The 23,534-nt window shown below is 67.2% G+C and carries 20 protein-coding genes; 14 read left to right on the plus strand and 6 right to left on the minus strand.

The genetic code is table 11. From position 1 onward, the window contains the following. Nucleotides 1-162: 162 nt before the first annotated feature. From ATI53_RS15590 to ATI53_RS15600, 3 genes are all read left to right on the plus strand, one after another. Complete coding sequence (locus tag ATI53_RS15590; RefSeq protein ID WP_009507263.1) at nucleotides 163-372, plus strand: hypothetical protein; 210 nt, start codon at nucleotides 163-165, stop codon at nucleotides 370-372. Nucleotides 373-511: 139 nt separating this feature from the next. Then, entirely contained in the window at nucleotides 512-2,512 is a 2,001-nt protein-coding gene (locus ATI53_RS15595) for an acetyl-CoA carboxylase biotin carboxylase subunit (RefSeq protein ID WP_009507259.1), read from the plus strand. Between the two features lie 181 nt (nucleotides 2,513-2,693). Continuing rightward, nucleotides 2,694-3,197, plus strand: coding sequence for a hypothetical protein (locus ATI53_RS15600; protein ID WP_009507257.1), 504 nt, complete (start codon nucleotides 2,694-2,696; stop codon nucleotides 3,195-3,197). Nucleotides 3,198-3,276: 79 nt separating this feature from the next. On the opposite strand, the gene ATI53_RS15605 is transcribed toward ATI53_RS15600, so the two are convergent. Continuing rightward, the gene (locus ATI53_RS15605) at nucleotides 3,277-3,741 is read right to left on the minus strand and encodes a DUF4174 domain-containing protein (RefSeq protein WP_111550791.1); all 465 of its coding nucleotides are present in this window, start codon (nucleotides 3,739-3,741) and stop codon (nucleotides 3,277-3,279) included. A 134-nt stretch (nucleotides 3,742-3,875) separates the two neighbouring features. Here ATI53_RS15605 and ATI53_RS15610 point away from each other — a divergent pair, with 134 nt between their 5' ends. The 6 genes from ATI53_RS15610 (at nucleotide 3,876) to ATI53_RS15630 (ending at nucleotide 9,604) form a co-directional block, all read left to right on the plus strand. After that, nucleotides 3,876-4,811, plus strand: a complete 936-nt coding sequence (locus ATI53_RS15610; RefSeq protein ID WP_009507255.1) for a hypothetical protein — start codon at nucleotides 3,876-3,878, stop codon at nucleotides 4,809-4,811. Beyond that, a complete protein-coding gene (gene scpA, locus ATI53_RS15615; RefSeq protein ID WP_009507254.1) occupies nucleotides 4,774-6,903 on the plus strand; it encodes a methylmalonyl-CoA mutase in 2,130 nt (709 codons plus the stop codon). Before ATI53_RS15610 ends, scpA begins: the two co-directional genes overlap by 38 nt. Before the next feature lie 139 nt (nucleotides 6,904-7,042). After that, the gene (locus tag ATI53_RS15620) at nucleotides 7,043-7,660 is read left to right on the plus strand and encodes a VOC family protein (RefSeq protein ID WP_009507253.1); all 618 of its coding nucleotides are present in this window, start codon (nucleotides 7,043-7,045) and stop codon (nucleotides 7,658-7,660) included. Further along, nucleotides 7,657-7,800, plus strand: coding sequence for a GNAT family N-acetyltransferase (locus ATI53_RS23370; RefSeq protein WP_009507252.1), 144 nt, complete (start codon nucleotides 7,657-7,659; stop codon nucleotides 7,798-7,800). Before ATI53_RS15620 ends, ATI53_RS23370 begins: the two co-directional genes overlap by 4 nt. 122 nt (nucleotides 7,801-7,922) lie before the next feature. Then, nucleotides 7,923-8,606: a TerB family tellurite resistance protein gene (locus tag ATI53_RS15625; protein ID WP_009507251.1), complete on the plus strand. Its 684-nt coding sequence runs from the start codon at nucleotides 7,923-7,925 to the stop codon at nucleotides 8,604-8,606. Further along, nucleotides 8,606-9,604, plus strand: a complete 999-nt coding sequence (locus ATI53_RS15630) for an endonuclease/exonuclease/phosphatase family protein (protein WP_111550792.1) — start codon at nucleotides 8,606-8,608, stop codon at nucleotides 9,602-9,604. Before ATI53_RS15625 ends, ATI53_RS15630 begins: the two co-directional genes overlap by 1 nt. A 96-nt stretch (nucleotides 9,605-9,700) precedes the next feature. Here ATI53_RS15630 and ATI53_RS15635 read toward each other — a convergent pair whose 3' ends face one another. Genes ATI53_RS15635 through ptsP form a run of 3 tightly spaced genes read right to left on the minus strand, consistent with a single transcriptional unit; the run spans nucleotide 9,701 to nucleotide 14,957 of the window. Next, nucleotides 9,701-11,515, minus strand: a complete 1,815-nt coding sequence (locus ATI53_RS15635) for a PTS fructose-like transporter subunit IIB (protein ID WP_009507248.1) — start codon at nucleotides 11,513-11,515, stop codon at nucleotides 9,701-9,703. Beyond that, nucleotides 11,512-12,486, minus strand: a complete 975-nt coding sequence (gene pfkB / locus ATI53_RS15640) for a 1-phosphofructokinase (RefSeq protein ID WP_034453698.1) — start codon at nucleotides 12,484-12,486, stop codon at nucleotides 11,512-11,514. The genes ATI53_RS15635 and pfkB overlap by 4 nt, the downstream gene beginning before the upstream one ends. A 5-nt stretch (nucleotides 12,487-12,491) precedes the next feature. Next, on the minus strand, nucleotides 12,492-14,957 hold the full coding sequence (ptsP, locus tag ATI53_RS15645; RefSeq protein ID WP_111550793.1) for a phosphoenolpyruvate--protein phosphotransferase: 2,466 nt from the start codon (nucleotides 14,955-14,957) through the stop codon (nucleotides 12,492-12,494). A 68-nt stretch (nucleotides 14,958-15,025) separates the two neighbouring features. Between ptsP and ATI53_RS15650 the strand changes: the two genes are divergently transcribed. Next, nucleotides 15,026-16,456 carry an ABC transporter substrate-binding protein gene (locus ATI53_RS15650; protein WP_111550794.1) on the plus strand — a complete coding sequence of 477 codons (1,431 nt, stop codon included), beginning with the start codon at nucleotides 15,026-15,028 and terminating at the stop codon, nucleotides 16,454-16,456. Continuing rightward, complete coding sequence (locus ATI53_RS15655) at nucleotides 16,453-19,131, plus strand: ATP-binding protein (RefSeq protein ID WP_111550795.1); 2,679 nt, start codon at nucleotides 16,453-16,455, stop codon at nucleotides 19,129-19,131. The genes ATI53_RS15650 and ATI53_RS15655 overlap by 4 nt, the downstream gene beginning before the upstream one ends. Here the strand turns inward: ATI53_RS15655 and ATI53_RS15660 are convergent. Then, nucleotides 19,098-19,850 (minus strand): response regulator, encoded by a 753-nt coding sequence (locus ATI53_RS15660; protein WP_009507240.1) that lies wholly within the window; start codon nucleotides 19,848-19,850, stop codon nucleotides 19,098-19,100. The two genes, ATI53_RS15655 and ATI53_RS15660, sit on opposite strands and share 34 nt — an antisense overlap. 138 nt (nucleotides 19,851-19,988) lie before the next feature. Between ATI53_RS15660 and amaB the strand changes: the two genes are divergently transcribed. Then, nucleotides 19,989-21,509, plus strand: a complete 1,521-nt coding sequence (amaB, locus tag ATI53_RS15665) for an L-piperidine-6-carboxylate dehydrogenase (RefSeq protein ID WP_111550796.1) — start codon at nucleotides 19,989-19,991, stop codon at nucleotides 21,507-21,509. Nucleotides 21,510-21,557: 48 nt separating this feature from the next. Here the strand turns inward: amaB and hisA are convergent, their stop codons facing one another. Continuing rightward, nucleotides 21,558-22,280: a 1-(5-phosphoribosyl)-5-[(5-phosphoribosylamino)methylideneamino]imidazole-4-carboxamide isomerase gene (hisA, locus tag ATI53_RS15670; protein WP_009507238.1), complete on the minus strand. Its 723-nt coding sequence runs from the start codon at nucleotides 22,278-22,280 to the stop codon at nucleotides 21,558-21,560. A 246-nt stretch (nucleotides 22,281-22,526) separates the two neighbouring features. Here hisA and ATI53_RS15675 point away from each other — a divergent pair, with 246 nt between their 5' ends. Both ATI53_RS15675 and ATI53_RS23635 read left to right on the plus strand, forming a co-directional pair. After that, the gene (locus ATI53_RS15675) at nucleotides 22,527-23,258 is read left to right on the plus strand and encodes a response regulator (RefSeq protein ID WP_111550797.1); all 732 of its coding nucleotides are present in this window, start codon (nucleotides 22,527-22,529) and stop codon (nucleotides 23,256-23,258) included. A 57-nt stretch (nucleotides 23,259-23,315) separates the two neighbouring features. Beyond that, a partial coding sequence (locus tag ATI53_RS23635; protein WP_211315399.1) for a hypothetical protein occupies nucleotides 23,316-23,534 on the plus strand: 219 nt, incomplete at its 3' end.

The following is a 23,534-nucleotide window of genomic DNA, read 5'->3' on the forward strand; positions in this document are numbered from 1 at the left end:
TGCTCTGGGGCCCCGTCCGCGCGGCGACTTTGCCCGCTATGCTGTGGCATTCCGGCAGGGATCCGCCAACGAATTACGATTTCATCGAATTTTGTGGAACACCCCGACGGAATGTGACGTTGTGTGCGTGATTACACTCACGGAACACAGGGAGTTTTCCACATGGGCAAAAACATCGTTCGCGTCGCCGCCGTGCTCGGCCTTTTCACCGTCGCAGCCTGCGAGTCATCGGACCTGGGCCGCGCGGGCCTGGGCGCCGGTGGCGGTTATCTCGCGGACCGCGCCCTTGGGGGTGACGGCATGGTCGGCGCGGCAATCGGCGCGACCGCAGGCACCGTCTGCGACGACATCACACCGCAATACTGCAACTGATCAGCTTCGGATTGCCGGGCGCATCGCCCGGTCGGACCGACATTGCAAGCCATCGGGGCCGTTCGCCCCGGTGGCTTTTTTCGTGCCCCGCGGCCAGCGCGCCGCGGCGGCCAAGGGATAAAAAAGGGAAGGGACGGACATGTTCGACAAGATCCTGATTGCCAACCGCGGCGAAATCGCCTGCCGGGTCATCAAATCGGCGCAGAAAATGGGTATCAAGACCGTGGCGGTCTATTCCGACGCCGACAAGCACGCGCTGCATGTCGCCATGGCCGACGAGGCGGTCCACATCGGTCCGCCCCCCGCCAACCAGTCCTATATCGTCATCGACAAGATCCTGGACGCGGTGCGCCAGACCGGGGCGCAGGCGGTGCATCCGGGCTATGGCTTCCTGTCCGAAAATCCGAAATTCGCCGAGGCGCTCGAAGCGGCCGGCGTGGCCTTCATCGGCCCGCCCAAGGGCGCGATCGAGGCGATGGGCGACAAGATCACATCAAAGAAGCTGGCCAAGGAAGCCGGGGTCAGCACCGTGCCCGGCTACATGGGTCTTATCGAAGACGCCGACGAGGCGGTGAAGATCTCGAACCAGGTCGGTTATCCGGTGATGATCAAGGCATCCGCGGGCGGCGGCGGCAAGGGCATGCGCATCGCCTGGAACGACGACGAGGCGCGCGAGGGCTTTCAAAGTTCGAAGAACGAGGCGGCCAGCAGCTTTGGCGACGACCGGATCTTTATCGAGAAATTCGTCACGCAGCCGCGCCATATCGAAATTCAGGTGCTGTGCGACGGCCACGGCAACGGTTTGTGGCTGAACGAGCGCGAATGCTCGATCCAGCGCCGCAACCAGAAGGTCGTCGAAGAGGCGCCCAGCCCCTTTCTTGATCCCGAAACCCGCAAGGCGATGGGCGAACAGGCCGTCGCCCTGGCAAAGGCCGTCGATTACACCAGCGCCGGCACCGTCGAATTTATCGTCGACGGCGACAAGAACTTCTACTTTCTTGAAATGAACACCCGGCTGCAGGTCGAACATCCGGTGACCGAGCTTATCACTGGCATCGACCTGGTCGAACAGATGATCCGCATCGCCAATGGCGAGGCGCTGACGATCGCCCAGAGCGACGTCAAGATCAACGGCTGGGCCATCGAAAACCGCCTTTATGCCGAAGACCCCTATCGCGGCTTTCTGCCGTCCATCGGCCGGCTGACCCGCTATCGCCCGCCCGCCGAAGGCCCGCTTGGCAACGGCACCGTGCGCAACGACACCGGCGTCTATGAAGGCGGCGAGATCAGCATGTATTACGACCCCATGATTGCCAAGCTGTGCACCTGGGGGCCGACCCGCGCCGACGCCATCGAAACCATGCGCAACGCTCTGGACAGTTTCGAGGTCGAGGGCATCGGGCACAACCTGCCCTTCGTGGCGGCGGTGATGGATCACCCGCGGTTTATCTCGGGCAATATCTCGACCGCGTTCATCGAGGAAGAATATCCGGGCGGCTTCGAAGGGGTGACGCTGGCCGAGGACAAGCTGCGCGAAATCGCCGCCGCCTGTGCCGCGATGAACCGCGTCGCCGAGATCCGGCGCGCCCGTATTTCCGGCACGCTCGACAATCACGAGCGCAAGGTCGGCGATGCATGGAACATCGCGCTTCAGGACATGGATTTCGACGTGACCATCGCGGCGGACAAGTCCGGCGCGACCGTGACCTTCGTGGACGGCCAGACGATCCGCGTCACCGGCAACTGGACCCCCGGTCAGCAACTGGCGCACATGACTGTCAACGACGCGCCGCTGCTGTTCAAGGTCGGCAAGATCTCGGGGGGCTTCCGCATCCGGTCGCGCGGGGCGGATCTCAAGGTGCATGTGCGCAGTCCGCGCACCGCCGAACTTGCCCGCCTCATGCCGGAAAAGCAGGCCCCCGACACATCCAAGCTGCTGCTGTGTCCGATGCCGGGGCTGATCGTCAAGATGAACGTCACCGAGGGCGACGAGGTGCAGGAAGGTCAGGCGCTGTGCACCGTCGAGGCGATGAAGATGGAAAACATCCTGCGCGCCGAACGCAAGGCCACGGTGAAAAAGATCAACGCGGGTCCCGGCGACAGTCTGGCCGTGGACGATGTCATCATCGAGTTCGAATAGGGAGAGCATTCCGTGGGGCAAGGGCGGGACATGATCTGCGGTTCGGTGCGATGCGACCCGTCAGGGGCTGATCGTTCGGATTGGCGCGATTCTTCCCGCTTTCGTCCCATTCCCCGAACATGCCGGTCACTTTCTGGCGCCAGTTTGCCCACGTCGGGGGACCAGGCCAGAGGTGGGTGTCATGAGGTTATCTCGCATATTCGCGGGACTCGCGGCTGTCCTTTGCCTGGGCGGCTGCTTTTTCGAAACCGAATCCGCACTGCGAAAGGACCTGTCGGAGACGCTCTATCTGCGCGACGCATTGTATTTTCGCGACCGGCTCGGCTGCACCGCGGCGTTGTATTCGCTGTATTCGCGCTATCCCAAGGCGGGGGTGTTGCGGGTTGGGGACATGTACGGCGCGCTATACATGCTCGAACAGGGCAAGCCGGTGGCCTTTACCATGAAGCTCAGCCCGAACGACATCTCGATGCAGGTGCGCGATCACGAACGGCGATCCGGGCTTGGGATCGTGACGGCGGGGGCGGCGGGCGTGGCCATGTGTCTGGACGAGGACATGCAGGCCTTGCTGTACGACGCGATGTTCAGCCCCGATACGCTGACGATCTTCGACCCGAACACCAAGCTGCTGACGCTGGTCGACTGGCCGAACAAACGCGCCTGGGCGCTGCGGGCGATGGATTAGCCCGCCTTTGGTGTGACGGATCAGCCCGCCTTCGGCAGGATAGACCAGCGCCCGTGCATGGCCTTTCCAGCGACGTCGCTCAGCGCACCTGGTCCAGGGGCGGCAAAACGCCGTGCTGGTCGCGGACCTCTTGCTGGCGCAGCGGCTGCTTGTCGATGGATCGCGAAATCTCGCGCACGTCCCAGGGCGCTGGCTTGCGGAACAGGATCGTGCCGTCCTTTGCCACCAGCGTCAGCATGAACCCGCGCGGGCGCAGCGCCAGCCGGATCGGCGAACGCGCGCCGGGGTCGGTGTCGGTGATGACCACCACGTCGCGCTCGGCCAGCGCATCCAGGCGCTGGGTGATGAGCTGCATCTGCTGCACATATCTTGGATCGGCGGGATTGTCGGCCAGCACGACCAGCGGGCGGGCGATCCAAAGAAAATCGCCAAGCGTCGCATCGCCGGCGGACCGGATGATGCCGTTGCCGGGTTGCTCTGCCGCGCCAAGCGGCGTCGCCAGAAATGCGGCGCCTGTCAGCGCAAGGACGGTCCTACGGTTCATGTGCCTGAATATAGGGACGACGTCGCGCGCTGCATATGGCTGCGACCCTACCAGGACAAATTTTTGCAATTTTAACCGGATCCTCAGGGAAGGCGCGGACATGATGCCGCGAATTCTGCTGAAGGACCATGGCAATGGACGTCATACTGCATCTCGGGGCGCATCGCGCCGGCGCAACCACGTTTCAGACCTATCTGCGCGGGGCAGAGCCGCAGCTGGCGGGTCAGGGCGTCGGGGTCTGGGGGCCATGGCGCACCCGCAAGGGCCTGCTGCACGGTCTGATGGACCCGACCCGGCGGTCGGGCGATGCGCTGCGCGCGCAGGGGCGGGTGCGTTTGGCGACAACCGCCAGCGCGGCGCGCGGCGTGGCGACGCTAATGGTCTCGGACGAGGACATGCTTGGCACGCCGCGCGGCTGCGTGCGGGCGGGGGCGCTGTACCCGGATGCGGGCGCACGGCTGCGCCGCGTGGCGGCGGGCTTCGACGGGGTGACGCGGGCGGTGATCCAGATCCGCTCGCCCGAAATGTGGTGGGCGTCGACCCTGGCGCATCTCGTCGCACGCGGGCTGCCGCTGCCGGAACCGGAACGGATCGAGGCGTTCAGCACCTCGCAACGCGGCTGGCGGCAGGTGATTTCGGACATTGCCGTGGCGCTGCCCCGAGCCACGCTGCTGGTCACGCCCTTCGAACGGTTTGTCACCCGCCCCGACCGGCTGCTGCGGCAGGTGTCTGGCCTGCTCTATACGCCGCCGGTGCCGCCCACGGGGATCTGGGCGCATCGCGCGCCGCCGCTGGAAGACCTGCGCCAGGTGCTGGCGCTGCGCGGCGACGACCCCGCGCTCTTGCCCGCCGGGCCGGGCCGCTGGATGCCCTTTGGCCCCGAACAATCCGCCCGGCTGCGCGAACGATACGCGGACGATCTGTTCTGGCTGCGCGCCGGGGCAGACGGCCTTGCACGACTGACAGAGGACCCGGAAGCCGGACAGGGCAGATTCAACTGGCCGCCGGCACCACAAAGGAAAGGACACAGCCATGACCGTCAAAAAGGACGACTGGCAGGCACTTGCTGAAAAGGAATTGCGCGGCCGCCCGCTGAGCGATCTCGATTGGCAGACGCTTGAAGGGATCGAGGTCAAGCCGATCTACACCGCCGAGGACATCGAAGGGCTGCCCCAGCTTGACGAACTGCCGGGCTTCGAACCGTTCACCCGCGGCGTCAAGGCGACCATGTACGCGGGCCGCCCCTGGACCATCCGGCAATACGCGGGCTTTTCCACCGCCGAGGAATCCAACGCATTCTACCGCAAGGCGCTGGCGGCGGGGCAGCAGGGCGTGTCGGTCGCGTTCGATCTGGCCACCCACCGCGGCTATGACAGCGACCACCCCCGCGTTGTGGGCGATGTGGGCAAGGCCGGGGTTGCCATTGATTCGGTCGAGGACATGAAGGTGCTGTTCGACGGCATCCCGCTGGACAAGATCTCGGTTTCGATGACCATGAACGGCGCGGTGATCCCGATCCTGGCCAATTTCATCGTGACGGGGGAGGAACAGGGCCATGACCGGTCGATCCTGTCGGGCACGATTCAGAATGACATTCTGAAGGAATTCATGGTCCGCAACACCTATATCTATCCGCCCGAGCCGTCGATCCGCATCATTTCGGACATCATCGAATACACCAGCAACGAGATGCCGAAATTCAACAGCATCTCGATTTCCGGCTACCACATGCAGGAAGCGGGCGCGAACCTGGTGCAGGAACTGGCGTTCACGCTGGCGGACGGCAAGGAATACGTCAAAACCGCCATGGACGCGGGGATGGACATCGACAAGTTCGCCGGCCGGCTGTCGTTTTTCTTTGCCATCGGCAAGAACTTCTTCATGGAAATCGCCAAGCTGCGCGCCGCCCGGATGCTCTGGGCCCGCATCATGACCGAACTTGGCGCGCAGAACCCGCGCTCGAAGATGCTGCGCACCCACTGTCAGACGTCGGGGGTCAGCCTGTCCGAACAGGACCCTTACAACAACGTTATCCGCACCGCATACGAGGCGATGTCGGCGGCCCTTGGCGGCACGCAATCGCTGCACACCAACGCGTTGGACGAGGCGATCGCGCTTCCCACCGAATTCAGCGCCCGCATTGCCCGCAACACCCAGCTGATCCTGCAGGAGGAAACCGGCGTGACCAAGGTGGTGGATCCGCTCGCCGGGTCTTACTATGTCGAATCGCTGACCGCGAAGCTGGCCGAAGAGGCGTGGAAACTCATTTCGGAAGTCGACGAAATGGGTGGGATGACCAAGGCCGTGGCGTCGGGCATGCCCAAGCTGCGGATCGAGGAAACCGCCGCCAGACGCCAGGCCGACATCGACCGGGGCGACGACGTGATCGTCGGCGTGAACAAGTATCGCCTTGCCAAGGAAGACCCGATCGACATCCTTGATATCGATAATGACAAGGTGCGCACGGGGCAGGTCGCCGGACTGGAACGGCTGCGCGCGAGCCGCGATCAGGCGGCCTGTGACGCGGCCCTGACCGAGGTCGAGCGGCGCGCCAAAGAAGGCGGCAACCTGCTGGAGGCCGCCGTCGAAGCCGCCCGAGCACGGGCCAGCGTGGGGGAAATCAGCATGGCGATGGAAAACGTGTTCGGCCGCCACCGGGCCGAGGTCAAGACGCTCGCCGGGGTCTACGGCGCCGCCTACGAGGGCGACGAAGACTTTGCCGCCATCCAGAAATCTGTCGAGGATTTTGCCGAGGCCGAAGGCCGCCGCCCCCGCTTGCTGGTGGTCAAGATGGGCCAGGACGGCCACGACCGGGGCGCCAAGGTGATCGCCACCGCATTTGCCGACATCGGGTTCGACGTCGATGTCGGCCCGCTGTTCCAGACCCCCGAAGAGGCGGCGCAGGATGCCATCGACAACGATGTGCACATCGTCGGCATTTCAAGCCAGGCGGCGGGCCACAAGACGCTGGCGCCGCAACTGATCAAGGCGCTGCGCGATCAGGGCGCGGGCGACATCATCGTGATCTGCGGCGGCGTGATTCCACAGCAGGATTATCAGTTTCTGTATGACACCGGGGTCAAGGCGATCTTTGGGCCGGGCACCAATATTCCGCAGGCCGCGCAGGATATTCTGAAACTCATCCGCGAAACCCGCGACTGAACCCTATCCCGGCGGAGGGAATTGCGCGGGCCATGCCACAGCTTGGCCCGCGCGTCGCTTTGGCGCTTGCGCAAGGTCGCGCGCGCCCTATCGTGAGGCGACCGGAATGACACACACACAGGCGACACCGACGAGACGCATGACTCTGAAACTCGATCACATCGTCGTATTGGGCGAAACGCTGGAAGAAGCGGTTGCCCATGCCGAGGCCGCGGTGGGCCTGCCCCTCGTGCCCGGCGGTACGCATGAACGATACGGAACGCACAACCATCTGGTCGGGCTTGGGGACTTATATCTTGAGGCGCTGGCAATCGACCCCGGCGCCACACCTCCGACCGAGGCGCGCTGGTTCGGGATGGACCGTTTCGTGGGCCCGGCGCGGCTGGCGAACTGGGTGTGCTGCGTGCCCGACATGGATGCGGCGATCAGGGCGCTGCCGATGGCGGGTCGCCCGGTCGAACTGTCGCGCGGGCGGCTGCGCTGGGTGATGGCGGTGCCCGAGGACGGCGTGCTGCCCTTTGACGGGCTGTTCCCCGCGCTGATCCAGTGGCTTAGCCCGGTGCCGGCGGGGGCGATCCTGTCGGCCTCGGGCACCCGGCTTGACCGGCTGGACATCATCCACCCGGACGCAGCCACGCTGGAGTCGCTTCTGGCACCGCATCTGGAGGCGCCGCGCGTGGTGTTTCGCACCGCGCCCGCGCCCGGTCTGCGGGCCGAAATGATCGGGGCGGGTGGCCAAAGGCGCACCCTGCAATGATCGTGCGCCCCGCGCAGGCCACCGATGCCGCGCCGCTTGCCGCGTTCCGGAATCCGCGGATCGGGGATACGGCGATCACTTTCGGCTCCGAGACCGGGACCGAATGGGCATCGCCGCCGCCATTGGTTTCGCGCAGGTGACGCGGTCGCCGCGCGCCAGTCACAGGTTCGGGCGCCGGATGGATCCGGTGCTGATGCAGAAATTTCTGTGATCGGCCCCGGTTGCGCCTGACAGCGCCTGCCTTAACGGGTAGAATCCGGGCATGTCGATCTGGACCCGCATCTCCGAAGCCCTGTCCGCGCTTGCCAGTGGCGAAAGCCTTGGCGCGGTCTTTGACCGTCTGCGCAATCCGCCCGAGCGCAGCGTCGCCTTTACCATTGCGGTGATCGCGCTGTCGGCCAAGATGGCCAAGGCCGACGGCCGCGTCACCCGCAACGAGGTCAGCGCCTTTCGCGAGGTGTTCAGCATTGCCCCCGAGGACGAGGCGGCGGCGGCGCGGGTGTTCAACCTCGCCCGGCAGGACGTCGCGGGCTATGAGGACTACGCCATCCGCATCCGCCGCATGTTCGGTGATCGCGACGGCCCGCTTCTGGATCTGCTGGAGGGGTTGTTCTACATCGCGATCGCCGACGGGCAGTACCACCCGACCGAGGATGCGTTCCTGGAACGGGTGGCGGCGATCTTTGACATCCCGCAGTCGGATTTTCGCACCCTGCGCATGCGCTTCGTGCCCGATGCGGTGCCCGACCCCTATGCGGTGCTGGGCGTGTCGCCCGACGCGCCGCTGCCCGAGGTGCGCAAGCACTGGCGCCAGTTGGTGCGCGATTGCCACCCGGATGTGATGCAGGCGCGCGGCGTGCCGGAAGAGGCGGTGAAGATGTCCGAAAAGCGCCTGATCGCGATCAACCACGCATGGGAAGAAATCTCGGCCCGGCACGCCGCCTGATGCGTCTGGCAACCTACAACGTCGAATGGTTCGACGCCCTGTTCGACAACGCGGGGCGGGTGCTGGCCGACGACGCATGGTCGGCGCGTTACAAGGTGACACGCGCGCAGCAGGCCGAGGCGCTGGGCAAGGTCTTTACCGCCATCGACGCCGATGCCGTGATGGTGATCGAGGCCCCCGACACCAATTCCCGGCGTGACACCAGCCGCGCGCTGCGCGCTTTCGCGGCGGCGTTCGATCTGCGCACGACCGAGGTATTGACCGGCTTTGCCAACGAAACCCAGCAGGAAATCGCGCTGATGTACGACCCGGCCAGGCTGTCGGCGCGTCACGCCCCCTTGCAAAGCGCCGTCGCTCCGCGTTTCGACGGGGTGTTCCGCATCGACCTTGACATCGACGCGACCGAAGACCGGGTCACGTTCTCCAAGCCGCCGCTGGAGGTCCGGATCGACACCACGACGGGGCGCACCGTCCGGCTGATCGGCGCGCATCTGAAGTCCAAGGCGCCGCATGGCGCACGCGGGCACGATCAGATCATGCGCATGGCGATCGCCAACCGCCGCAAGCAACTGGCGCAGGCAATCTGGCTGCGCCGTCGGGTGGATGCGCTGCTGGAGGCTGGCGAAGACGTCGTGGTGCTCGGCGACCTGAACGACGGGCCGGGGCTTGACGAATACGAAAACCTGTTCGGGCGCAGCTCGGTCGAGATCGTCCTGGGGGAGGGCGCGCGCGCGCTCAGCGATCCGCATGCGGCGCGGGCGTTGCTGCCGGGGCTTGCGCCGCAGCCGTCCACGGCGCGGTTCTTTCTGAAGGACGTAGGGCGCTACATGCAGTTCATGCTGGATTACGCCATGGTCTCGGCGGGAGTTGCAGGCGGGGCGTCCTGGCGGATCTGGCACCCGTTCGATGACCCCGGTTGCTGGCACTGCCCCGACCTGCGTGAGGCGCTGCTGCTTGCGTCGGATCATTTCCCGGTGACGGTCGATCTGGATCTGTGAGCGGCGAAAGGCAAATCGCGCCCCCCCGAAGGGCGGCGCGATCCGTTTGGCTGATGCCTGGCTTGCCGATACCTGATTGAACAAGGCGTGGGCGGATCACTCCGCAGGCACGGCGCCCTTGCCCTCGTTCAGGCCGGTTTCGGCGTCGGGCAGCGGCTTTTTCAGCACCATCAGCAGCCCGGTGGTGATGACCGTACCGATGGCGATGGCCATGGCGTACCCCGCGATGTTTGTGACCGCATTCGGGATGGCCAGCACAAAGATGCCCCCGTGCGGTGCCACCAGCTTGCACCCCAGATACATGCTCAGCGCTCCGGTGACGGCCGAACCGACGACGATCGACGGGATCACGCGCGCCGGGTCCTTGGCGGCAAAGGGAATCGCACCCTCGGTGATGAAGCTCAGGCCCAGCACGGCGGCGGCGCCCGACGCTTCGCGTTCTTCGCGGGTAAAGCGGTTCTTGGCGATCCAGGCGGCAAGGGCAAGCCCCAGCGGCGGAGTCATGCCCGCGGCCATGGTGGCGGCCATCGGCGCGTAGGTGTCCGATGTCAGCAGCCCGACCGAGAACGTATAGGCCGCCTTGTTGATCGGCCCGCCCATGTCAACGGCCATCATTCCGCCCAGCACAAGGCCCAGAAGCACCGCGTTGGCGGTACCAAGGCTTTGAAGGAACGCGGTCATCGCGGCCAGAATCGCGGCAACGGGTTCGCCCACGATATAGACCATCACCAGCCCGGTAATCAGTGTGGACAGCAGCGGCAGGATCAGCACGGGCTTCAGCCCTTCCAGCGTTTGCGGCAGCTTGATGTTGTCGCGCAGCCAAAGCGCGACATACCCGGCCAGGAACCCCGCGACAATACCGCCAAGGAACCCGGCCTGCAGGTTCACCGCCAGCATCCCGCCGATCAGGCCGGGGGTCAGGCCCGGACGATCCGCGATGGAATAGGCGATGAACCCCGCCAGCACCGGCACCATCAGCGCGAACGCGCCGCCGCCGCCGATGGCCATCAGCGCGGCGGCCAGCGTGCCTTCCTGTTCGAACGCGGTGATGCCGAACACAAAGCTCAGCGCGATCAGCAGGCCGCCCGCGACGACCAGCGGCAGCATGTACGACACACCGGTCAGCAGGTGCATGTAGGGGCCCGACCGCCCGGCGGACCGTTTTGCCTTGGCCTCGGCCACCTGGCTTGCCAGCCCGGCCGATCCGGGCGTACCGCCCAGCACGGCGCCGTTGGCGGCGGCCTCGTCCAGCACCTTGGCCGCGCCTTTCACGGCGGCGCCGACCGAGGTCTTGTAGACCTTCTTGCCGGTAAAGCGGCTGTCGTCGACATGGGTGTCGGCGGCGATGACCACCAGATCGGCGGCGGCGATCTGGTCATCATCGAGCGTGTTCTGAGAACCGACAGACCCCTGGGTTTCCACCGCAATGTCCCAGCCGCGCGCGGCGCTTGCCTTTTTCAGCGCATCCGCTGCCATGAACGTGTGGGCGATGCCGGTCGGGCACGAGGTGATCGCAACCACCCTGGTTGCCGCCCTGGAGGCGGCAGGGGGGGCTGATGGAGGGGCGGTCTCGGGGGCCGTTTGCGGCGCCGCGTCGGGTCGGGTTTCGACCTGGCTCAACGCGGCGCGCAGCACCGCCCCGGTGTGACGTACCGCATCCGACGTCGTGGCCCGGTGAACGGGTTTGCCTGCGAACGCCGCCTCGTCGATGCCGATGTCGGTGGCCAGCAGCACGATGTCGGCATCCGCGATCTCGGCTGCGGTCAAGGCGTTTTCGACCCCGCCGGAGCCGCGGCGTTCGATGCGGATGTCATGGCCCATGCGGCGCGCGGTTTCAGCCAGCGCCTCGGCGGCCATGTGCGTGTGCGCTATGCCGGTGGCGCAGGCCGTGACGGCAACAATGCGTGTCATCTGTGAATCCTCCCTTCTGTCGTCGTTTCAAGCGCGGTCACGGTGACCGCGCGGGCGTAGCTTTCGATCTGGTCGGGGGCGGGCAGTCGCGGGCCGATCTGCCCAAGCGCGCCCAGCGAAAATCCGGTGGCAAGGCGGGCGCTGTCGGCAAGGCCCAGCCCAAGCGTATCGGCGTGGATCAGCCCTGCCACCATGGCATCGCCGCAGCCCACGGTGCTGACGACGGGCGTGGAGGGCGGCACGGCCAGCACCGACTCGCGCGCGGTCACCAGAATCGCACCGTCCGCGCCCATCGACACGGCGACCAGCCGCACGCCATCCGAAACGATCGAGCGGGCCGCGCGGATCACATCGTCGGTGTCGACCAGCGTGCGGCCCAGCAGGGCGCCCAGCTCGTCGATGTTGGGCTTGATGATGTCGGGGCGCGCCTGCAACGCCTGGTCCAGCGCGGGGCCCGAGGTGTCCAGCGCCACCTTGGCGCCACGGTCCCGGGCAAGCGCGATCAGCCGGGCGTAGGTGTCCGGTCCAAGCCCGTCGGGCAGCGACCCGCAGCAGGCGACCCAGTCCAGTCCTGCCTCGGCAAGGTCGGCCACCGTGGCCGCCACGGCGTTCAGATCATCCGCCGTCGCCGGGGCGCCGGGAAAGTTGAGGTCGGTGACTGTGTCACCCGTCCGGTCGACGATCTTGATATTGGTGCGGGTGGCGCCGTCGATGCGGATGCACCTGTCATCCACACCCGCCGTGCGGAAATGCCGGTCGAACAGCGCCGCATTGTCCCGCCCCAGAAGGCCCGCCAGCGCGACGCGGTGCCCGAAACCCGCCAGAAAGGACGCGACATTCACCCCTTTGCCGCCCGCGTCGACGCGGGTGGCATCGGCCCGGTTCACCCTGTCCAGCGCAAAGCCGGGCACGAAGGCGGTCTGGTCCACCGCCGCGTTAAGCGACACGGCGGCGATGCTGGGGTGGGTCATGGCCATCACGCCAGCGCCCGCACGGCGGCGGCATCGGCGCACCCTAGCGCGCGGCCCGCCAGCGCGCGGTTGTCCTCCATCGAGGTTGCGCGCAGTTCGGCCTTGACCGACGGGATCGACGGGATCGACACCGACAGTTCGACCAGCCCCAACCCCGCCAGGATGCGCGCGCCCAGCGGGTCGCCCGCGACGCCGCCACAGGCGCCGACCCAGATGCCGGCCCGCGCGGCCGCCTTGACGGTCTGGTCGATCAACCGCAGCACCGCGGGGTGCAGCCCGTCGGCCTTGCGCGCCAGCGTGGGATGCATTCGGTCCATCGCCAGCGCGTATTGGGTCAGATCGTTGGTGCCGATGGAAAAGAAATCCACCCGCCGCGCCAGTTCGGGGGCCATCATGACCGCCGAGGGCACCTCGATCATGATGCCCATCTCGGCGTGTTCGGCGCCGACCTCGGCGCGGACTTCTTCGGCGATGCGCAGGGCGTCGTCCAGTTCATCGGTCATGGCGACCATCGGGAACATGATGCGCACCGGCCCGCGCGCCGACGCGCGGAAGATGGCGCGCAGCTGCGTGCGAAAGATCGCCTCGTGCGTCAGGCAGAACCGGATGCCGCGAGTCCCCAGAAACGGGTTCTCCTCGACCGGCATCCGGAGATACGGGATTTCCTTGTCCCCGCCCACGTCCAGGGTGCGGATGATGATGGGCAGACCGTTCATCGCGTCCAGCATGGCGGAATAGATCGCCACCTGTTCGTCTTCGGTCGGGGCGTGGTCGCGGTTGACGAACAGGAATTCGGTGCGCAGCAGGCCGACGCCTTCGCCACCCGCGTCGATGGCAGCCGTCGCTTCGGCAACATCCGAGATATTCGCCACCACCTCGACGCGGGCGCCGTCGGTGGTGATCGCGGGCTTGAAACGGTCGCGCGCTTCGGTTTCGCGCTGTGCGACCAGATCGTTCATCGCCGCCTCGGCATGGCGCGTGTCGGCGGCGGTCGGGTCCAGCACCAGCCCGCCGCCCGTTCCGTCCAGCAGGGCGGCTGTGCCGTTGGCAAGGTCCAGCACCGCAGGCCCTGCCCCCACCACGGCGGGAATGTCCAGCGCGCGGGCAATGATCGAGGTGTGCGAGGTCGGGCCACCGGACGCGGTACACAGCCCCTTGACCAGCGCCTTGTCCAGTTGCGCGGTATCGGACGGAGTCAGGTCGTCGGCGACCAGAATGCAGGGTTGATCGGGCAGGCGGGCACCGCCGGTGACCTCGCCCAGCTGCTTGAGCACCCGCAAGCCGACGTCGCGCAAATCGGCGGCGCGGGCGGCCAGCGTTGCGTCCGGCATGCCCGACAGCATGTCGGCGCGTTCGCTCACGGCGGTGTTCCAGGCAAAGCCCGCGCTGCGCCCCTGGGCGATCAGCGCCGCGGCGGCCTCGATCATTTCCGGGTCGCCAAGGAATTCCTGGTGGGCGCGAAAGATCTGCGCCTTGGCCGGCCCCGATTTCTTCCAGACGTCTTCGTAGAGGGCTTCAAGCTGGCGCCAGGCGGTTTGCAGCGCGGCGTCCAGCCGGGCCTGTTCGGTCGACGGGTCGTCGGCATCGGTCGCAAAGCTCACGTCTTCGCGCAGAAACTGGAACACGGGGGCAAGCGCATAGCCCGGCGAAGAAGAGATCCCCGGCAGCGTCTTGCCCTCCCAATCCAGCGCCGCGGCGACCGGGGCCGGACCCGCCGGCGCATCGTCGACGCTGTCCCGTTCGTCTTCGAGCCCCTGCGCAAAGGCGGCGCGCAGGGCGTCAAGCGCCTCCGGGGCCTGGGGTCCCTCGGCGGAGACGGTGACCTCGGCGCCCTGGTCGGCCCCGAGGCGCAGCAGCGAAATCAAGCTCTTGGCGTTGCCAACCTTGTCGCCGTGGCGCAGGCGGATGTCGGCGTCATACCCCTTGGCCAGGGTGACCAGCGCGGTGGCGGGGCGGGCGTGCAGCCCGTGCGGGCCCGCGATGGTCACGGTGAAGCTGTCGCCAAGATCCGTGGCCGGGGCGGTGGCTGTGTCGTTGGCCGGGGCCTGCCCGGTCAGGCGGGCGACGATTTCGGCCACGTCGGTGGTGGTGGCCAGCTTGTCGGCGACAGCGTCATCGCCCAGCACGTCGGTCAGGTTGGTCAGCACCGCAAGATGTTCATCGGACCGCGCGGCGATGGCGACGACCAGCCGGGCGCGGTCGCCCGACCCCCAGTCGACACCGGCGGGAATCTGCACCACGGCGATGGCGGTGTCATGGATCAGATCGCGGTCCTTGGGCAGGCCGTGTGGAATGGCGATGCCATTGCCGAGGAAGGTATTGGCCACCTGCTCGCGCCCCATCATCGACGCGCCGTAGCGCGGGTCGATCTTGCCGGCGGCGGTCAGAAGATCGACGGCCTGGGCGATGGCATCCGCCTTGTCGGTGGCGGTCTGGCCGATCGCGACGAGATCGTTTGTCAGGGTAAGCACGTTCTCTCCTCCTCATTCCCGTGTCATGGTGACGGACAAGAAGGAAGCGCCTTGCAGATGAACGGAGTATGTCGCGGATCGTGGCCCGGATTGTAACATTTGTCATATTGCTGCTGCTGGGGGCGGTCGCGCCGCGCGCGTCGGTGGCGCAGGACCGGCTGACCGTGGTGACCCGCGACGGCGGGCCCATCGCCGGGCCGGCCTTGCGGCACGCCACCGGTTTCACCACCGCCACGGGGGTGCCGGTGGATGTGGTGCAGCGTCCCTTCAGCGCGCTTTACGCCGAGGTCATGCTGGGCTTTGTCACCGGCGGCCCGACGGCGGATGTGCTGATCTTTCCCGCCGCGTGGTTGCCGGATTTCGCGCCCTATCTGGCGCCGGTACCGCCGACGCTGGTTGACAGCGCGCTGGTGCGGGGCATCCACCCGGCGTTTCGCGACGTGCTCATGCGCTGGCAGGGCGCGTGGAAGGCGGTGACGCTGGACGGCGATCTGCACATGGGCGCCTATCGGCGCGACCTGTTCGAAGATCCCGTGCTGCGTGCGGCGTATCTCGCGCAACATCGCGAACCGCTGGAGCCGCCGCAAGACTGGGCGCAATACGCCCGCATCGCGACGTTTTTCCAGGCCCGCCCCGAGGTACGCTACGGCACGCTGGAGGCGTCGGCGCAGGGCGGGCAGCGGCTTTGGTACCTGTTCAGCCACGCGGCCGCACTGATGGCGGACCGGGGCAGCCTGTTCTTCGATCCGGTGACCATGCGCCCCAGCATCGACAGCCCCGGATGGGAACGGGCGCTGCAAGGCTATCTTGACGCGGTGGCCACCGGGCCTGACGCGGCGTTGGCCAGCCACGACGTGCGCCGGCGCTTTGCGGCGGGCGATGCGGCGATGGCGATCGACTGGTCCGACATCGGGCTTTACGCGTCGGACCCGGCGCTGTCGCATGTCGGGGGGCGCGCCGGGTTCTTTGTGCTGCCCGGCAGCGAGGCCGTCTGGGACGCGCAGGCGCAGGTCTGGCGCGCGCAAGCCGCCTATCCGGTGCCGTTTCTGGCGTTCGGCGGCTGGATTGCCGCCGTCCCCGCCGAGGCGCGCGCGCCCGATCACGCCTGGGACTATATCCGCTGGATTGCCGATCCGGCGCGGGCGGACAGCGATGTGCGCTCGGGCGCGTCGGGGTTCAACGCCTACCGGATGTCGCAACTGAACGATCCGGACGGGTGGCGGAACATCATCGGGGACGCGACCGAATCCTACCTCGGCGTCCTGCGCGAAAGCCTGTCGTCGCCCGCCGTCACGCCAGATCTGCGCATCCCCGGCTATCCCGCCTACATGGCGGCGCTCGACGCGCATCTTGGCGATGTTCTGGCGGGGCGCGCCGGACCTGCGCAGGCGCTGGCCGCCGCCGCGGTGGAGTGGGAACAGATCACCGACCGGTTGGGGCGGGGGGCGCAGGCGCGCAACTACCGCGAGGCCATGCGGCTGCGGCCCGAAACGCCATGACCGGCTTGCCCAAACGCAACCGCTGGCGCGGTATTCAGGGCCGTCTGCTGCTGATCGTCGCCGTGTCGAGCCTTGCCATGGGGGTGCTCGGCATCGCGGCGCTGGGCGCGCTGGACCGGATCGGCGCCGCCGCCGAAGATGTCACGGAACACGATTTGCCCGCCGTGACCTCGGCGTTGCGGCTGGCGCGCATCGGCGAGCGCCTGCAAAGCCGGGGCGCCAGCCTGATGGCCGCCCGCACCGGCGACGCAATGGCCGACGCGCAGGCGGACATCGACGCCGATCTTGCCGCTTTTGCCGCGCAGGCCGCGCTGTTGCGCAAAGTGCAGCCCGACGCGCGGGCGATCCCGGCGCAAGCGCAGGCGCTGGCCGATGGGCTGGCCGATCTGCGCAGGGCGCTGGACCGGCGCCGCGCCCTTGGCGTCGATCAGAACGCCGCCCGCCGCGCCGTGTTTGCCGAAATCGACCGGTTGCGCCAGCTGATCGGCCCGTCGATCCTGGCGATCGAGACGGTCACGTCCAACACCGCCGTCGCGGCGGACGAGATCTGGCGCACGGCGGTGCGCAGCCAGGCGCCCTTGCTGGCCGCCGAACGGCTGACCAACCTTGCGGCGTCGGCGATCCTTCGGGGCGCCAGCGCGGATGCCGGGGCAGAGCTGGCGCAGACCCGCGCCGGCTATGCGCGCAGCACCGCGCAGCTTGCGGCGCTGGTGCCGCGTCTGCCCGAAGGTCTGCGGGCGGGCGCGCGCGCTGCCACCCATGCCTTTGATGCCCAGCTTGGTCCGGGCGGGGTGTTCGACCTGCGCGCGCGGGAACTGGCCGCGCTTTTTGCGGCACAAACCGCGCTTGAGGGCGTCGGCGACCGCGCCGCGGCGCTGAAACTGGCGGTGGATGCGGGCGCGATCGAGGCGAGCCAGCGCATGGCGGATGTCACGCAAGGACTGCGCCGGACCATCGTCACCCGCAGCGCGCGATTCGCCATGGTGGGCATTGCGGTGGTGCTGGTGGCGGCGCTGGCGTCCTATGCGCTGGTGATCCGCCCGCTGGGCCGCAACCTGGCGGGGGTGACGGGGGCAATGACCCGGCTGGCGCGGGGAGAACGCGATACGGAGGTGCCCGGTGCCGAACGCCGCGACGAGATCGGCGACCTTGCCCGTGCCTTTACCGTGTTCAAGGACAATTCGGTCCTGATGGAACATCTCGACCGGCAGCTGGCGGAGCGCTCCGGCCTGTTGCTGACCACATTTGAGACGATGAAGGACGGCTTTTCGGTGTTCGATCAGGACCGTCGCCTGGTCACCTGCAACCCGCGCTATGCGGCGCTTTATGGGATGGACGACGGTTTTCTGCAAAGCCACCCGTCGCTTGACGAGATCAACCGCCATCTGCAAGCCCAGGGCGTGCGTGCCTTTCTGCCCGGCGGCGAGGAGACCGACCTGGAACAGATTTCGCACCGCCGTCTGGCGCTGTCGTTCCGCCATGAACTGCGGTTTCCCGGCGGCGCGGTGCTGGAACTGCGCTCGAACCCGATTCCCCAGGGGGGCTTTGCCACGATCCACATGGATGTCAGCGAACAGCGCGCCACCGAAAGCCAGCTGGCACAGGCGCAGAAGATGGAAAGCGTCGGGCTTCTGACGGGGGGCATCGCGCATGATTTCAACAACATCCTTGCGGTGATCCTGGGCAACCTGAACATTCTGGCCCGCGATGACGGTGTGCCAGAGCCGCTTCGGGGCAGGGTGCGCCGCGCGCGGGGCGCCGCCGAACGCGCCGCAACGCTGGTCAGCCGCCTGCTGACGTTCTCGCGCCGTCAGCGTCTGGCTCCGGAAAACGTCGATGCCAACGCGCTGGCGCTGGGTGTGGGCGAGCTGCTGGAAACCAGCCTTGGCGCCGGGGTCCGCCTGCGCATGGATCTTGCCCCCGGTCTGCCCAGGCTGCGGGTGGATCCCGGCCAGCTTGAGGCGGCGCTGATGAACCTTGCGGTCAATGCGCGCGATGCGATGGACGGGCAGGGCGAGATCACCATCGCCACCCGCCCGGCGGGCGACATGGCGGAAATTACGGTGTCGGATACCGGCCCCGGCATTCCGCCCGAACTGCTGGAACAGGTATTCGAGCCGTTCTTCACCACAAAGCCGGTGGGCAAGGGCAGCGGGTTGGGGCTAAGTATGGTCTACGGCTTTGCGCGGCAATCGGGCGGCAGCGTGCGCATCGAAGACGGCCCCGGCGCGCGCATCGTGCTGTGCCTGCCGGTTGCCCGCGTGCCCGATGCGGCGCCCGCGCCGCCGGTGCGAACAGCGCCGGGGGATGCCTGCATTCTGGCGGTGGACGACGACGCTGACCTGCTCGAACTGAGCGCGCGCCAGTTGCGCTCTCTTGGCTATGCGGTGGTGACGGCACCCGACGGGCCGTCGGCGCTGGCCCTGCTGGAAGACATCCCCGAAATCGACCTGTTGTATACCGACGTCTCGATGCCCGGAGACATGGATGGCGGCGAACTGGCCACCCGCGCGCGCGCGCGGCGCCCCGGCCTCGCGGTCCTTTATACCTCGGGCGGGCTGGTCGAGGGGCCGTCCCCGCTGCTGCGCAAGCCCGTCAGCGAAGATATCCTGGCGGCGGCGGTCAGCCTGGCGCTGACTCCTCAGAGCCGCGATACATCCGCGTCGAACACATAACCGGCGCCGCGTTCGGTGCGGATCAGGGTGGGCGCCTTGGGGTTGGGCTCGATCTTGCGGCGCAGACGCAGGATCAGCACGTCGATGGTGCGGTCGAACACCTCGCCTCCGTCGGTGCGGGTCCGTTCCAGCAACTGGTCGCGCGACAGCACCCGGCGGGGCGCCTGCACGAAGGTCTCAAGCAGCAGGAATTCCGCATTGGTGAGCGCCACGGGCGCGTTGCCGGGGCGTTCCAGCACCCGCGCGTCAAGGTCGATGGTCCAGCCGGCGAAACCGCGCCTGTCGTGATCCGGCGCGGGGTCCGGAGCAGGGTCGGGCACAGGGTCGGGCACTGGCATCAGCGCGGGGGGCCGCGCCGGGCCCGAACGCCGCAGCACCGCCTTGATCCGCGCGATCAGCTCGCGCGGGTTGAACGGTTTGACGACGTAATCGTCAGCGCCCATTTCCAGCCCCAGAATGCGGTCGATGTCGCCGCCAAGGCCGGTCAGCATGATGATCGGAATCTGCGACCCTGCCCGCAGGCGCTGAGCGATGGCCAGCCCGTCGCCATCGGGCAGCCGCAAATCCAGCAGGATCAGGTCCGGGGTGTCGTGATGCAGGGCCGGGCCGATTTCGGCCGCGCAGGCGGCCTCGCGCGTCGTCCAGCCCTGTGCTTCCAGTTCGAAGCGCAACAGGTCGCGGACATCCGCGTCATCGTCGACGATGAGAATCCTGACCATGCGCCCTATCCCTTACGTTGCATCCATCAGGTAATCTTCTGTACCGCGCTCGGCAAGCGCGGGCGGATCGCAGGCGTGTCTGGCGCTTGCGCCGGGTGCGATGATAGGCTTGGCGCACCGCTTCAAGGAGATCGCAAGATGCTGACCGAACCGCTGTCCGCCCTGACCGCCCGCACGCTGCAAAACTGCGGGGCGAGCGCCGCGCTTGATGTGGCGGGGGGCATGGCCGTCCGGTCGCCGGTGACGGGCGAGACCGTCGCGACGCTGGCCCCGCACACGGCCGCCGGCGCCGGAGCGGCGATCGACACCGCCGTTGCCGCCTTCAAGACCTGGCGCCTGGTGCCGGCGCCGCGCCGGGGCGAATTGGTGCGCCTGTTCGGCGAGGAACTGCGCCGCGCCAGGCAGGACCTTGGCCGCATGGTGTCGATCGAGGCGGGCAAGTCGCCCTCCGAAGGGCTGGGCGAGGTGCAGGAGATGATCGACATCTGCGATTTCGCCGTGGGCCTGTCGCGCCAGCTGTACGGGCTGACCATCGCCACCGAACGCCCCGGTCACCGGATGATGGAAACCTGGCACCCGCTGGGGGTGGTGGGCATCATCTCTGCCTTCAACTTCCCCTGCGCGCCCTGGTGCTGGAACGCGGCGCTGGCGCTGGTCTGCGGCGATCCGGTGCTGTGGAAACCGTCCGAGAAAACCCCGCTGACGGCGTTGGCGGTGCAGGCGGTGTTCGACCGGGCGGTGGCGCGCTTTGGCGATGCGCCCGAGGGGCTTTCGCAGGTTCTGATCGGCGGCCCCGATCTGGGCGAGGCGCTGACCGACAGCACCAGCGTGGCGCTGGTGTCGGCCACCGGGTCGACCCGCATGGGCCGCATCGTCGGGCCGAAGGTGGCGGCGCGCTTCGGGCGCTGCATCCTGGAACTGGGGGGCAACAACGCGGGCATCGTCTGCCCGAGCGCCGACATGGACATGGCCCTGCGCGCGATCGCTTTCGGCGCCATGGGCACGGCGGGGCAGCGATGCACCACCATGCGCCGCCTGTTCGTGCACGAGTCCGTCTATGACCGGTTGGTTCCGGCGCTTGTCACGGCCTATGGCAGCGTGTCGGTCGGCAATCCGCTGAGCTCGGGCGCGCTGGTCGGTCCGCTGATCGACAAGGCGGCATTCGTCGGCATGGGCGCGGCGCTGGACGACGCAAAGGCGTTGGGCGGGACCGTTCACGGCGGTGCACGTCAACCGGTCGAGGGCGACGCGGCCTATTACGTCAAACCCGCCCTTGTCGAGATGCCCGAGCAGGCCGGCCCGGTGCTGCGCGAAACCTTTGCTCCGATCCTGTATGTCATGAAATACAGCGATTTCGACGCGGTGCTCGATGCGCACAACGCCGTGGGCGGGGGGCTGTCGTCGTCGATCTTCACCACCGACCTGCGCGAGATGGAAACCTTTCTGTCGGCCCGGGGCTCTGATTGCGGCATCGCCAATGTCAACATCGGCACGTCCGGTGCCGAAATCGGCGGGGCCTTTGGCGGGGAAAAGGAAACCGGCGGCGGGCGTGAAAGCGGCTCGGACGCATGGCGCGCCTACATGCGCCGGGCGACCAACACCATCAACTACAGCCGCGAGCTGCCGCTGGCGCAGGGCGTGAGCTTTGACATCGGATGACGCCGGGTGCGGCGGGGCAGAGCCTCGCCGCGCGGAGGCGCCCGCGGGTCAGCGGCGCAGCGCGCCCAGGGCTTCTTTCAGGTCAATGGCGCCGTCATACAGCGCCCGGCCCGAAATCGCGCCGTTCAGCGCCGCGCCGCAATCGCGCAGCGCCTCAAGATCCTGGATCGACGACACACCGCCCGACGCGATGACCGGGATGCTCACGGCCCGCGCCATGGCTGCGGTATAGGTCACGTTCGGCCCCTGCATGGCGCCGTCGCGGTTGATGTCGGTGTAGATGATCGCGGCGACGCCCGCATCCTCGAAGCTTTTGGCCAGCTCCACCGCATCCACATCGGTGACTTCGGCCCAGCCCTTGGTCGCGACGCGCCCGTCGCGCGCGTCGATCCCTACGGCGATCTTGTCGGGAAAGGCGGCGGCGGCCTCACGCACCAGGCTTGGGTTTTCCACGGCGACGGTGCCCAGGATCACCCGCGCCAGCCCGCGCATCAGCCAGCGTTCGATAGTGGCCATGTCGCGGATGCCCCCCCCAAGCTGGGCGGGCGTGTTGGTCAGTCTCAGGATTTCCTCGACCGCGTCACCGTTCACCGGCTCGCCCGCAAAGGCGCCGTTCAGATCCACCAGGTGCAGCCACTCGCAGCCGGCGGCGACGAACTCCAGCGCCTGCGCGGCGGGGTTGTCATTGAACACGGTGGCCTTGTCCATGTCGCCGCGAAGAAGGCGCACGGCCTTGCCGTCCTTGAGGTCGATGGCTGGGTAAAGGATCATGGCAGTCCGCAATATGCTGTTTTTTTCTACATTTCACGACCGGGCGTCCGATGCAATCGGCGGCTGCGTCATTCCTGCCCGGATCGACGATACGCCATCTGCCAGGCGCCTTGTCCGGGACCGACGCCGAGGCGCGCCATGGGCAGATGCGTCGTCGGCGCGGCTAACCTTGCGTTAAGTCCGTGTTTACACGCGCCTGCGTAGGTTCTGGCCAAGGCGGCCGCACACGAGGAGACCGAAAGACCGATGCAGCTGACGGAGTACCCGGACACGGGCGGCGATCTGCCGCTTGCCCTGATCGTGGATGACGATGACGCAGATCGCTATCGTCTGACAAAGATGTGCCGCAAGGCGGGGCTCGACTTTGCCTTTCACGATGCCGAGGGCCTGAAGCGTATGAAGGCGCTGATGGACGCGCGGCGCTTTGACATCGTCTTTCTCGACTACTGGCTCGGGATCGAAAGCGGGCAAGAGGCGCTGGAGCTTTTGCGCGCCCATCCCAACCAGCGCGATGCGGTGGTCATCATGGTCAGCAGCGTCAGCCGCCATGACGTCGTGATCGAAGCGATGCGCAGTGGCTGCGACGATTACCTTGTCAAAGAAGAACTCGGTCTTGACGCCATTCGCAAGTCGGTTGCGAATGCGTTTGAACGACGGCTCGTGCGGCGCAGTCATGGCGCGCGCGGCCGGCGGCTCGTCGAACTGGAATCGCGCATTCAGCGGGTCGGCGCCGGGTTCACGCCCGACATGCGGACAGTTCTGTTGCGGCTGCTGCGCCGGATTTCAGCCGCAACGCTGCGGGACGATGCCGGACCCTGGCGTCCGGACCACCACGAAATGACCGAAATGTGCCTGAACGGCCTGACCGCCCTTGGCGAGATCGAGGGAGTCTGTCGCGAGGCGCTGCCGCCAGCGGACGAAAAGCGGGACCGGTTCGCCGATTGCCATTCGGGGTCGATGACCGGGCGAATCAGCTAGGTGTTTAGTCCCAGCGTGTGATGGTCTACTTATCTGTGACCATGGGAAGGACGCACTATGGGACAAATTCTTCACGGCAGCGCCACGCACTGTTACCCGGCAGGCGATTTGCAAGGCAAATCTGCCGAGAGGGCACGCACGCGATCCGAGCAGCAATACAGCGATCCATTGGCTGGCAGTCGTTTGCGCAGCACAACGATGAGAAGCGCAAGCTTCGAACGCGGCGCTGAGCCGGGAGTTGGGCATCAACGTCAAGACCGTCGCCAAGTGGCGCAA

Source organism: Salipiger aestuarii (genome assembly GCF_003259905.1).
In the GTDB taxonomy this organism is placed as follows: Bacteria; Pseudomonadota; Alphaproteobacteria; order Rhodobacterales; family Rhodobacteraceae; genus Salipiger; species Salipiger aestuarii.